The organism is Rhizobium sp. BK049, from assembly GCF_014193135.1.
Taxonomy (GTDB): Bacteria; Pseudomonadota; Alphaproteobacteria; order Rhizobiales; family Rhizobiaceae; genus Rhizobium.
Window position 1 is genome coordinate 20,896 of record NZ_JACHYV010000040.1, and the last position, 11,404, is coordinate 32,299.

The 11,404-nt window shown below is 60.4% G+C and carries 9 protein-coding genes; 3 read left to right on the forward strand and 6 right to left on the reverse strand.

Annotated elements, in window-relative coordinates; translation table 11 throughout:
- Positions 1-11: 11 nt before the first annotated feature.
- On the reverse strand, positions 12-941 hold the full coding sequence (locus tag FHT70_RS28260; protein ID WP_183706408.1) for a sugar ABC transporter substrate-binding protein: 930 nt from the start codon (positions 939-941) through the stop codon (positions 12-14).
- A 366-nt stretch (positions 942-1,307) separates the two neighbouring features.
- On the opposite strand from FHT70_RS28260, the gene FHT70_RS28265 reads away from it, so the two are divergent.
- Positions 1,308-1,805, forward strand: coding sequence for a DUF1993 domain-containing protein (locus tag FHT70_RS28265; RefSeq protein ID WP_097598232.1), 498 nt, complete (start codon positions 1,308-1,310; stop codon positions 1,803-1,805).
- 91 nt (positions 1,806-1,896) lie between these two features.
- Here the strand turns inward: FHT70_RS28265 and FHT70_RS28270 are convergent, their stop codons facing one another.
- On the reverse strand, positions 1,897-3,474 hold the full coding sequence (locus tag FHT70_RS28270) for an alkaline phosphatase family protein (protein WP_183706410.1): 1,578 nt from the start codon (positions 3,472-3,474) through the stop codon (positions 1,897-1,899).
- Positions 3,452-4,435, reverse strand: coding sequence for a UDP-glucose 4-epimerase GalE (gene galE / locus FHT70_RS28275; RefSeq protein WP_183706412.1), 984 nt, complete (start codon positions 4,433-4,435; stop codon positions 3,452-3,454). The genes FHT70_RS28270 and galE overlap by 23 nt, the downstream gene beginning before the upstream one ends.
- 245 nt (positions 4,436-4,680) lie before the next feature.
- Between galE and FHT70_RS28280 the strand changes: the two genes are divergently transcribed.
- Positions 4,681-5,325, forward strand: coding sequence for a ThuA domain-containing protein (locus FHT70_RS28280; protein ID WP_183706414.1), 645 nt, complete (start codon positions 4,681-4,683; stop codon positions 5,323-5,325).
- A gap of 63 nt (positions 5,326-5,388) precedes the next feature.
- Here FHT70_RS28280 and FHT70_RS28285 read toward each other — a convergent pair whose 3' ends face one another.
- The 3 genes from FHT70_RS28285 to FHT70_RS28295 form a co-directional block, all read right to left on the reverse strand.
- Positions 5,389-5,643, reverse strand: coding sequence for a DUF2934 domain-containing protein (locus tag FHT70_RS28285; protein WP_097598228.1), 255 nt, complete (start codon positions 5,641-5,643; stop codon positions 5,389-5,391).
- A 220-nt stretch (positions 5,644-5,863) separates the two neighbouring features.
- A complete protein-coding gene (locus FHT70_RS28290; RefSeq protein WP_183706420.1) occupies positions 5,864-7,276 on the reverse strand; it encodes an RtcB family protein in 1,413 nt (470 codons plus the stop codon).
- Positions 7,277-7,829: 553 nt separating this feature from the next.
- On the reverse strand, positions 7,830-9,383 hold the full coding sequence (locus FHT70_RS28295; RefSeq protein ID WP_183706416.1) for an RNA-binding protein: 1,554 nt from the start codon (positions 9,381-9,383) through the stop codon (positions 7,830-7,832).
- Between the two features lie 211 nt (positions 9,384-9,594).
- Here FHT70_RS28295 and rtcR point away from each other — a divergent pair, with 211 nt between their 5' ends.
- Positions 9,595-11,202 (forward strand): RNA repair transcriptional activator RtcR, encoded by a 1,608-nt coding sequence (rtcR, locus tag FHT70_RS28300; RefSeq protein ID WP_183706418.1) that lies wholly within the window; start codon positions 9,595-9,597, stop codon positions 11,200-11,202.
- Positions 11,203-11,404: the final 202 nt, after the last annotated feature.

Here is an 11,404-nt window from a genome sequence, read left to right on the forward strand (position 1 = left end):
TGGCACTCGCCTCAGTTCTTGGCGACGAAGTCCTTGACGTTTTCTGGGGTGACGAGCTGGAAGGGGATGTAGACCTTCTTTTCGACCTTTTCGCCCTTGGCAAGCTTGAGCGCCGTATCGAGTGCGCCCTTGCCTTGGCCGGCAGCGTCCTGGAACACGGTGACGTCGAGGTCACCCGCCTGCATGGCGGCAAGCGCGTCCTGGGTGGCGTCGACGCCACCGATAACAACCTTGCTCATATCCTTGCCGGCTGCCTTCAGCGCCTGGATGGCGCCGATCGCCATTTCGTCGTTGTTGGAGATCACAGCGTCGAATTCGATCCCGCTGGAGAGCCAGTTGGTCATCAGGTCGGCGCCCTGGGTGCGATCCCAGTTGGCCGTCTGCTCTTCGACGATCTCAAGGCCCTTGCATTCATCCGTCTTGATGACGTCATGGACGTCCTGGGTGCGCATGCGGGCAGCCTGGTTGGAAAGCTCGCCCATGATGACGACGGCCTTGCCCTTGCCACCGAGAATGCGGCAGATTTCCTTGGTTTCCAGCGTGCCGGATTCCTGCTCGTTGGAAGCGACGAAGGCCTGCTTTTCCGGAAGCATGTCGACGTTGACCGGCTGGCGGTTGACGTAAACCAGCGGAATGCCGGCATCGGCGGCGAGCTTCGACATTGCCGTGGTCGCATCGGTATCGACGGGGTTGACGATGATGGCATCGACCTTGGAGGCGATGAAATTCTGGATCTGGCTCTGCTGCTTGGAAACGTCGTTCTGTGCGTCTTCGACCTGCAGCGTGACGCCGGAAAGCGTTTTAGCATAATCGGTCATGCCGTTGCGCAGAACGGTCAGGAAGTTGTCGTCGAACTTCGCCATAGAGACGCCAACCGTTTCCGCGTGGGCGGCCGTCGACATGACGAGCGCCATCGCAGTGCCCAGGATAAACTTTTTCATTTTCACTTCCTCCACAAAGCGGTGCCCGGCTGCACCCTCCTCACGCCGGAGCTCCGGGCATCTGCCCTGAAGCCGCAATTTGCTGCGCCGCCTCTCCCGCGGCGTTCCGAAAACGGAACAAACAAACCGTAAAATTTGTCCTGCGGAATATTCATTCCATTTTCTGGGAAAGACGTCAAGCCTCTCTTTAGCGGCACTCGGGATATTGATGGGGCAATGCATGGGAATTGCGCGTGGCACACGCGTTCGGCGGCATTGCGCACGAAGTGGGCAGCCTCCATCTATGGAAAGGTCGAAGACAGGCCCCGCCGCAGGCCCTTCGACATCGCCGCGGCCGCTCATTTTGAAAATTCTGGAGACAGACTGATGTCCATTTCGATCTATCGCCTTACCGTTCCGATGTTCCAGCGCGGCCTCGCCAGCCTGAAGACCTATCTCGATAAGGCTGAAGCCTATGCGAAGGAAAAGAATATCGATCCCGCGATACTCGTCTCCGCGCGGCTTGCACCCGACATGCTGCCGCTCGCCGGCCAATATCAGCGGGCCAGCGACAGCGCCAAGTTCACGCTCGCTCGCCTGACCGCAACCGACGCGCCAAAGTTCGAGGATAACGAGACGACGATCGAGCATTTGCGCGAGCGCCTGGCAAAGACAGAAGCCTATCTCGCCGGCTTCTCGGCGCAAGCCCTGGAGGGCGCGGAAAGCCGACAGATCACTCTGCCGGGCAAGAGCGGCATCGTGCTGCCGGGTGACGAATATGTCACCACCTTCGCCCTGCCGAACTTCTACTTTCACGTCGCCACCGCCCACGCCATCCTGCGCAACCAGGGCGCACCGATCGGCAAGCGCGACTATCTGGGCTGATTCAAGGTAATTCCGGCAAAGCGCACAGTGGGTCTTGCTGGACGTAAAAATAAAGCGAGCGGTGCCTCCATTCGAAGAAGACGGAAACGCTCTACCGGGGTCGGTGCGTCACCGGCCCCTTTTCCGTCAGCTCGGTATAGGCAAGCGTCTGGTCGAGATGCCGTGCTCTCAGCGAGAGCAACTTCTCGGCATATTCAAGCCGGATCGCCGCATAGGCCGGATCAGTCGCGACATCGTCGAGCTCCATCGGATCATTGCTGAGATCGAAGAGCAGCGGCGGCAGTGCGGCAAAATGCACATATTTGAACCGATCGTCGCGGATCACGGCGAGGTTGCATTGGTTCGGCCCCAGCCCGAAATGCCGCTCCGCCTCGCCCTTGGCGATGTCGCGGAAATCGAATTCCCAGAATATCGCGTCGCGCCAGCCTTCGACGACCTCGCCCGTGATGAACGGCATCAGCGACCGACCGTCGAGGCCGTTCTTCGGCTCGATGCCGAGCCTTACGCACAAGGTGGGAAAAATATCCGCAGCGCTGGTGAAATCGTCAACGATCCTGCCGGCCGCAGCGTTTGTGGGATCGCGGATGATCAACGGGATATGGTAGCTGCCATCGAAGAAGCCACCCTTGCCGAGCGTCCAGTGATCTCCCGCCATCTCGGCGTGGTCCGAGGTGAAGACGACGAGCGTATTCTCCCAAGCGCCCGCATCCTTCAGCGCCTGCCAGATCCGGCCGAGCTGCGCATCGACCTCTGAGATCATCCCGTAATAAATTGCCCGGATCGCCGCGAAGTCCTCGCTGCTCCAGGCGCTGAGCGGCCCTTGCGCCCCGTGAATGAAGCTGCCCTTGTCGGTGAGCGGCATGGCATGGGCGAGATAGGGATGAGCTTCCTGTTCCGCTTGGCGGTTTTCCGCACGCGCAAAGGCCGGCCCGTCATCCGGCTTGTACATCCGGTTGAACGGCGCCGGCACTGAGAATGGCGGGTGCGGACGCAAGAAGGAGACATGCGCAAACCACGGCCGGTCCTGTTCGCCCATCCAGCGAATGAACTCGCCGGCCAGGAAGGCGGTCTGGGTCTCATCGCTGGAATAGGCTGGTGCAGCATCGGAAATTTCGCCGGCTCGCGCACCGACGGGGATGTGGATGTCGCGGCTGACGGCATTTGCATGGCTACGTGACCTGAGCCATGAGAGCCATTGCCGCTCATGCTCGGGCAGGAGTTGGCGAGCGGTAAAACCCGGCAACACGCCTTCGTAGGTGGTCAGATGCGGGTCAGCCGCATCCATGCCGCGCGGATCGGGCGCCGTGTCGGTATAGCCGAACAGCGTTGGGTCGTATCCCGCCCGCCGGGCAGCTAGAGCCAGATTGTCGAAGCGAGCGTCGAGCGGCGAACCATTGCGGCAGACGCGGTGGTTCATCTGATAAAGGCCGGTATAAAGCGTGGCCCGGGCCGGAGAGCAGGGCGCGGCCCCGGCATAATGCTGCCGGAAGAGCGTGCCTTCGCGCGCCAGTGCATCGATGTGAGGTGTTTTCACACAAGTATGACCGACCGCCGACAGGCAGTCGCCACGCCATTGGTCCGCGGTGATCAGCAGAATATTGGGCCGGCGGAGCTTTTCAAGGCTTTTTGGCTCAATGCTGCTTGGCTCAATGTTGGTTGGATTTTGCATGCCAATTCCAGGCGGAGCGGATGATCTCGGACAGATCATATTGCGGCACCCAGCCGAGCACGTCGCGCGCCTTGTCGTTGTTGGCGACCAGCGTATGCGAATCCCCTTCGCGCCGGCCGATATATTCGACAGGGAAGGGTCGGTTCGACACGTCCTCGATCGCGCCCAGCAATTCCCTGACCGTCGTACCCGTGCCGGTGCCGAGGTTGAGCGCGACGGAATCGCCGCCCTTCAGCAGATATTCGACGGCGCGCACATGCGCGTCGGCAAGGTCGAGCACATGGATGTAGTCGCGCACGCAGGTGCCGTCGCGCGTCTCGTAGTCGCTACCGAACACCTTGAAGCCCTGGCGACGGCCGAGTGCGGCGTCGATCGCCAAGGGAATCGCATGCGTTTCCGGCTGGTGCCACTCGCCGATCCGACCTTCGAAATCAGCACCGGCCGCATTGAAATAACGCAGCACCACCGAGCGCAGGCCCTTGTACTGGTCGTAATCGGCAAGCGCCTGTTCGACGATATATTTCGTCCGCCCATACGGGTTGATCGGCACCTGCCGGTGCGTCTCGTCGAGCGGTACGCTCTGTGGCAGGCCATAGGTGGCGCAGGTGGAGGAGAAGACGAAGGCGTTGACGCCGGCCGCCTGCGCCGCCGAAAGCAGCGTCAAGGTGCCGATCACATTATTTTCATAGAATGAAACCGGATCCTTGACCGATTCGCCGACCTCGATCAGCGCCGCGAAGTGAAGGATTGCCGCCGGCTTGTGCTTGGCCAGCACCTCGTCCAGCCGAGCACGATCGCGAATGTCGCCCTCTTCCGCCGGCCCCCATTTGACGAACTCGCGATGGCCGTTCGAAAAATTATCGAAGACGACAGGCCTATAGCCCTTGTTCGCCAGGTCGAGGCACGTATGCGAGCCGATATAACCGGCGCCGCCGACCACAAGAATCGTTTCACCTGCCATGCACCACCCTTAATTATCAGTGAGAGATGGAAGAAACCTAGACGAGATACGCGTCAATAAAAAGAAGGAACTTCGATCGGCGCGAGCGGACAATACGTCAAATACCGAAACCGGCGGTATTGCGATTTGGCCGAAACGGGGAAGTCGATCAATTATTCGCGTGATTTGCATGACCGCTCGATTTAAGCGGCTTGTACCATCGGGCGATGCTCAACGATCCGCGACAGACAGCAAGGAGAACGGGAATGAGGAAGGCATTGATCGTCTGGGGCGGCTGGCAGGGCCATGAGCCGGAACAATGCGCCCATATCGTCGCCGATCTCCTGCGCGAGGACGACTTCGCCGTGGAGGTGACCGGCGATCTCGGCATATTCGGATCTCCGATCCTGGCCAAGGCGGATTTGCTGGTGCCCATCATCACCGGCGGAACGCTGGAAAAGCCCCATGCTAGCGCCCTGGTCGAGGCTGTACGTGGAGGTCTCGGACTAGCCGGCCATCACGGCGCACTCGCCACCTCCTTCAAGGAAAGCGCGCCTTTCCGCTACGTCTGCGGCGTCACCTGGGTCGCCCATCCCGGCAACATCATCGATTTCCGTGTCGCCGTCACCCGCCAGGACGATCCCGTCATGGAGGGCATTCCCGATTTCGACTACCGTTCGGAGCAATATTATCTGCATTATGATCCGACGGTCGAAATCCTTGCGACCACCACTTTCACCGGCGCCTACGATCCGGCGGCGCGCAATGTGGTGATGCCCGTCGTCTTCAAACGCCATTTCGGCGCCGGTCGCATCTTCTATTCCGCACTCGGCCATGTCGCCGCCGAGTTCGACCATCCCTTTATGCCGCTCATCCTGCGGCGCGGCCTCGGCTGGGCCGCCCGCCAGTAGTATCGGGATGACACATTGCTGCATCCGGGCGGGATGAGTGCTTCAATTCGACTGGAAAAGGTTTTAACGCGCCGCTTTCAGCTGAAGGCCGTTCTCGACGGCGGGGACCGCCCCGTCATAGACCCGCATCAGCCGTCCGGCCGCCTTCAGTTTCTCGATAAGGTCATTTCCGTCGGGCGAGGCTTTGGTCAATTCCAGTTGCTCGAATTCCTTGAGCGCCTGCATCCAGTGGCTTTCCCCGCGCCCCTCCGGCCGGCCTTCCGATTCCCACAGCGAATAAGCGCGCTGGCTGACCCAGGCGTCCCGATTGTGACTCATAACAAACCCCAGCCGAAAAATTTGGAAGCAAATTTCGATAGCCGACAAGGTGCCACAGTTGGCTTTAGGAGTGGTTACGAGGCAACGTTAGTTTTTAGATAATGCGAAGAGATGCGGATACTTAGGCCCTGATAAAGTAATAGGAACCGACGGCAGAATTGCCGCACGTATCGTGCTGCGGCCCTTGCCAATACGGCAAAGGCCGGAGCACTGAAGGCAATCAACGGCGTTCCCGTTTGCGACGCCAGGGTGCATCCTTCTGCCAGTCGCCGGCCATGATGCTTCCGTACGGAACGACCTCGTCGACCACCTCGGCCAGACCGTAGTGCTCGATCTGCGCACGCACATTGGCCGCGGACTTGTAGGCGCTCGGCAGTTCCGAGACGTCGGCAAAGCCCGAGAAGAAGCGAACGTCCAGACCCGCCGTCTCCTTTTCCATGATCGCCGCCATGTTGTTCGGGCTCAAGCCGCGGGCATCCGCGCCATATTCTTCCGCCAGGCGCCTGATATGGGCGCTGCGCGAAAAATTTCGGCCGGCGCCGTGTGGCGAGAAGCCGAGGCCATGGGCGGCGTTGGAGCCGCGGACGATCAGGATCGGTTCCGCCATGTTCAGCGGAATGATCGTCAGATCGGTGGCATCCTCAGCCCATTTGTCGAAGGCCGGCGTCGCTCCCTTGCCGTGATAGAAGAGGCCGTCCGATTTCCGGAAAACGAAATTGTGCTCGTTCCAGAAACGATCGGCCACCTTCGCCGAGAGTGCCTTTGCCGCCATGTCATGCACGACATAATGGTTTTCCCTCGTCCACTGCCGGATGGCCTGCAGAGCCGACCAGTAGAGGTCGCCCTCTTCGGTGTCGGCGGGAATCCATGCATTATCCCGCAGGGTTTCCGGCGAGATCTGCTCGCGAAAGCGGTTCGCGGCCTTCATGCCCTTTTCGTAGAGCCGGGCACCCGGTGCACGCGACCCGTGATGGGTGACGAGCGCGGTCTCGCCGGTCGATTTCATCGTTCCGACAAAAGCGAAATGATTGCCGTCGCCCTGCGTGCCGAAATGTTCGATGCCGGCACTGAGTGCCCCGTCCCGCAGGAACGGGTTCTGCTGGAAGGCCGACAGCGTCGCTTCGGAAGGCTTGATCTGCGCACCGCGCGGACGGCCACCAGGCCCGAAATGCGTTACCGCATGCACGGCGTCGAGAAGCGATTTCGGATCGACATCCGGAAAGATCGAGATTGCCATGGAGCAGCAGATGTCAGCCGAGTGCATGCCCGGATGGATCGCCTCGGATGCCACGACACCGCCAACCGGAATGGTGCCGACCGGCCCGGCCGGGCAGGCGTCCGGCATGATCGCCGCAGCCCGGACGACCGGCGTGCGTACCAGCGCCCGCATCGTAGCATTGACCTTTTCGACATTGTCCTGCTCGAAGGCGTTCTCGGCGCGGATATTGGAATAGATCTCGATATCGTTATCCGATCTCAGTGCGAGCGTCGGCCCCGGCTGAAAAGCCCTTGCTGCTTCAAGCGCCTCCGCGGCCGAACCGCCCTGGCTCAAAACCCTGTTGGCCGCATCGAGAGCCGGACGAAACCACTTGCCCTGGCTCATGCCTGCATCGATCAGATCCTGTCCGCTCATTATCTCGGTCATCTTCTTTTCTGCGTCTGCAGTCCTTCTTCCTGGTTACGTTTCATGCTCGCCTGGGCGACGATTTTCCCGGACGCCAGGCATTTTTGCAGCGGCGACAAAGGTGGACGAAACCGAGTGGCCCCGCTCGTGCCAGAGAGCGCTGCCGGGACAGGAGTCGAACCTGTCAGGCCACCTCGATACGGAGGCTGTAGTTTCGTCCGGCATTCGCCGCTGCAATTCTCGTGATGGCGACAAGTCCTGAGGAAACATCTTGTGCATCCTTCTCCCTTTCGGGATTCGCGCGACAAGGCGGGCCTTGAACCCGCGCCCGGGGTTACCGATGTAGTTTCCCCGGCATTCGCCATGTCTTTTTACATGTCTTTCGATTGGTCCGTGACGACGAGATGTGGTGGAACACCCGCTCTATCCGCTGAGCTACGGATCCTTGTATTTTGGGGGACCCGACGGGATTCGAACCCGCGACCTGGAGAGTGACAATCTGTAGTTCCATCCGGCATTCGTCACGGTGCCTCGCGCCGTTCACTGGCGGCGCGAAGCAATTTCAAAGATCGGTCGCCTCGATCCGGCGAAGCCATTCGCCCGGACCGGATTTGCCGGCCGCGAAGCTGGTGATGGCTCCGTAGACGGCATCCGAGAAGCCGCCGATATTCAGCACGTCCTCTCCCGTTGCCGGCGTCTGGACGTAGGGCTGGATGTCGAGGCAGACCAGCTTCGCCGCCGGGTTCAGCCTCTTGATCCGCGCCCATTCAGCCATCATCCCGGTCGCCTGGCCCTGCCCCTGCGCATCCATCCAGGACTGGTTATCCGAGACGAAGAGCACGAGGTCGACCGCCGCCTTCTCCTTTGCCAGCAGCCGCAGCGGCGCGGAGCAGTTCGTTCCGCCACCGCCGACTGCCGCGAGCTTCGCCGCATTGGTCATCACGCTGTCACGCCCGTTCAGCTGGACGTTCACGACGTCCTGTTCGAACGGGATGATACGCGTCTGCCGGTTACGCCGCAGGAACGACGCAGCCACGAGTGCTGCGACATCGATGCAGCGGACGGTTGATGTCGCGCCCTTTCGGTAGCCGGTGACGGGGGACGACATGGAGCCGGAGACATCCGGGCAGACCACGACCTTCCCGCCGATCGTCGGCACGCTGGAGACTGCCACCTCCATCGCATCCTGCAGAGCATCCGCAACGACAGCCGGAACCGTCCGGTTCGCCATATGCCACGCCACCATCAACTGGTAGGGGAAGACACGCGCCTTGCGCACCGCTTCCGGATCGGCGATCCGCGCAGCAAGCCGTGCGGCCATGCCATTCACCTCGAACACGCGGTTTCGGGCAAAGGTGTTGAGGTTCTGGCGCACCATCTGCCACGAGCCCTTCAAGGCGATTTCCGACCACTGCTCCTTGCTCAGACCAAGCGAGGTCAACATCTGGAACGGCACGGGCGGCAGCGGCAAGCTGCTATCGCGCTTGAACGCTTCGAACGTCTTTACCTCCACCGGCAATGCGGCGAAATCATACGGCTTGCCGACTGCCCAGGCGTAGAGCGCCTGACGCTCCGCGTCTCGCGGCTTCGGATGTACCATCCGGATCACATCCGGCAGCGACGGATCATTGCCGACCATCGCATGCAGAAACTGTTCCGTCGTCACCCGGTCGAACCAGGCCTGCACCATCTTCTTCGGCCGCGATCCGAGCGATTTCCGGCCGGTCACACCCGACCGCATGACCTGCACGACGCCGCGCAACATCTTGCCGCTCTTCACGACACGCGGAAACGCCCGCGCAAAGGCATCGCTTTCGAGGCCCGAAAGCATCGCCAGCAGCATGACCGGCATGTCCTTCATATGGCCCTTCTCCGCCGCGTAGACCGCGAGCTTTGCCAGGAATTCCGGCTCGACCTCCGCACCTAGGCGCATCACGGCATCGAGCTGTTCCCCGGCATCCGCATAGAACGTGTCGCCGAATGTTCCGGTGACGGCATATTGCGCCAGGGCTTCACGCGGCGAGAGAGCATAGGCTGCTGCGCCTTCGTGGTTGGTCGTCGTCGTGCCGGCAAGCAGCTTTCCGAAATAGGATTTGAAGATTGCCTTGTTCACCATGGCAGCACCTCTTTGATTTGGTTCTGCCCAATACAATTCAAGTGGCGTGCCAGTTTCTAAAGTCCGCGACAAGTTTCCGCGAAATAGATCATAAACTTTTGATTTATAATGATAAAAACTTATAAGACAATTTCTGCCTTGCAAATTGCCAAGTTCGAGAAAGGGGAATAGTCTATCTGATGATATAGGATTTTATAATTTTGGATAAATGATGAAGCGCCGAGTCGCCATCAGCATGCTTGGAACGACTCTCGACGTGGGCCGGCGTGAAGACCGATGGACGCGCTGGCGGCCGAACGTCGGCCTTTGCCAACAGGCCGGTCTTTTTATCGATCGGCTGGAATTGATCCACGACAACCATTCCCACTGGCTGGCCAAAACTGTGATCAGGGATATCGAGACGATTTCGCCCGCGACGGAGGTTCGCCAGCGCATCATCAATCTGCGGGACCCCTGGGACTTTTCCGAAGTCTATACGAGCCTCAGGGATTTTGCCCGGGACTACAGTTTCGATCCCGAGGCCGAAGACTATTTCGTCAACATCACCACCGGCACCCATGTCGCCCAGATCTGCTGGTTCCTCCTGACCGAAGCGCGCATCATCCCCGGCAGGTTGCTGCAGCTCTCTCCGCCGCGCGAGCGCGAGCCGGGACAGGATTTCGCGGGAACCCATCGCATCATCGATCTTGATCTCTCGCGCTATGACGAAATCGCCAAGCGCTTCGCATCCGAACAGGCCGATGCCGCCTCATTTCTGAAATCCGGTATTTCGACGCGAAACCCCGCCTTCAACCGCATGATCGACGAGATCGAGCGCGTTGTGATCCGTTCCACCGCTCCCGTCTTGCTGACCGGCCCGACCGGCGCGGGAAAATCCCAGCTTGCCAAGCGCATCTACGAACTCAAGAGGGTCGAGCGAAAAGTCAGCGGTCCGTTCGTTGAGGTCAACTGCGCAACGCTCCGCGGCGATCACGCCATGTCGGCGCTTTTCGGCCATGTCAAAGGCGCCTTTACCGGCGCGGCAGGCGAACGGCCCGGCCTGCTGAAGTCGGCGGACAAGGGTGTGCTCTTTCTCGATGAGATCGGCGAACTCGGCCTGGATGAACAGGCCATGTGCCTGCGGGCGATCGAGGAGAAGCGCTTCCTGCCGGTCGGCGCGGACCGCGAAGTTTCCGCCGACTTCCAGCTTCTGGCGGGTACCAATCGCGATCTCGGTGAAGCCGTCCACCACGGTCAATTCCGCGAAGATCTCTTTGCCCGGCTCAATCTATGGACTTTCCAGCTGCCGGCGTTGCGCGAGCGCAAGGAAGATATCGAGCCCAATCTCGATTTCGAGCTTCGACGGTTCCTTGAACGTGAAGGGCAGAACGTGACGTTCAACAAAGAGGCGCGAAGCCGCTATCTCGCATTTGCAACCGGCTCGGAAGCTGTCTGGAGCGCGAACTTCCGCGACTTGTCCGCTTCCGTCACGCGCATGGCAACGCTCGCGCCTCAAGGCCGAATCACTGTCGAGGTAGTCGATGACGAGATCCGACGCCTGAAGGCAGCCTGGCGCGGCTCCTCGGGACGCCGGTCATCCGACGACATCCTCATCGATCTGCTCGGCGAGGACGCCGTTAACAGCCTCGATCGTTTCGACGCCGTTCAACTCGCCGCCGTTCTTCACACCTGCCAGGAGCATGTCAGCGCCAGTGCCGCGGGCCGGGCACTGTTTGCAAACTCGCGCCTGGAAAAGAAGAGCAGCAACGACGCCGATCGGCTTGCCAAATATCTCGCGCGCTTTGATCTGAAATTCGAAGACGTAAGAAAATCCCGCTAGGCGGCGTCTCCTCATCAGACCTGGCCCTTGCGAACCATCGCCAACCGGTCGTTGGGAGGCTGCCGCTTGAGTCCGTTCCGTACCTGTGTCTTCGGGATGTGCAAGAGTGCCCGACCTGAGAGATAGGTGACGTTTCGTACCGGAGACATGGGTTACACTTTTCGATTTTGATCGGGAGGTGTGGATGCCGTGGAGAGAGACT

What these genes read in the sequence shown, in the direction of transcription:
- FHT70_RS28260 (WP_183706408.1), bottom strand. Translation starts at nt 941, where the DNA reads ATGAAAAAGTTTATCCTGGGCACTGCGATGGCGCTCGTCATGTCGACG.
- FHT70_RS28265 (WP_097598232.1), top strand. Translation starts at nt 1,308, where the DNA reads ATGTCCATTTCGATCTATCGCCTTACCGTTCCGATGTTCCAGCGCGGC.
- FHT70_RS28270 (WP_183706410.1), bottom strand. Translation starts at nt 3,474, where the DNA reads ATGCAAAATCCAACCAACATTGAGCCAAGCAGCATTGAGCCAAAAAGC.
- galE (WP_183706412.1), bottom strand. Translation starts at nt 4,435, where the DNA reads ATGGCAGGTGAAACGATTCTTGTGGTCGGCGGCGCCGGTTATATCGGC.
- FHT70_RS28280 (WP_183706414.1), top strand. Translation starts at nt 4,681, where the DNA reads ATGAGGAAGGCATTGATCGTCTGGGGCGGCTGGCAGGGCCATGAGCCG.
- FHT70_RS28285 (WP_097598228.1), bottom strand. Translation starts at nt 5,643, where the DNA reads ATGAGTCACAATCGGGACGCCTGGGTCAGCCAGCGCGCTTATTCGCTG.
- FHT70_RS28290 (WP_183706420.1), bottom strand. Translation starts at nt 7,276, where the DNA reads ATGAGCGGACAGGATCTGATCGATGCAGGCATGAGCCAGGGCAAGTGG.
- FHT70_RS28295 (WP_183706416.1), bottom strand. Translation starts at nt 9,383, where the DNA reads ATGGTGAACAAGGCAATCTTCAAATCCTATTTCGGAAAGCTGCTTGCC.
- rtcR (WP_183706418.1), top strand. Translation starts at nt 9,595, where the DNA reads ATGAAGCGCCGAGTCGCCATCAGCATGCTTGGAACGACTCTCGACGTG.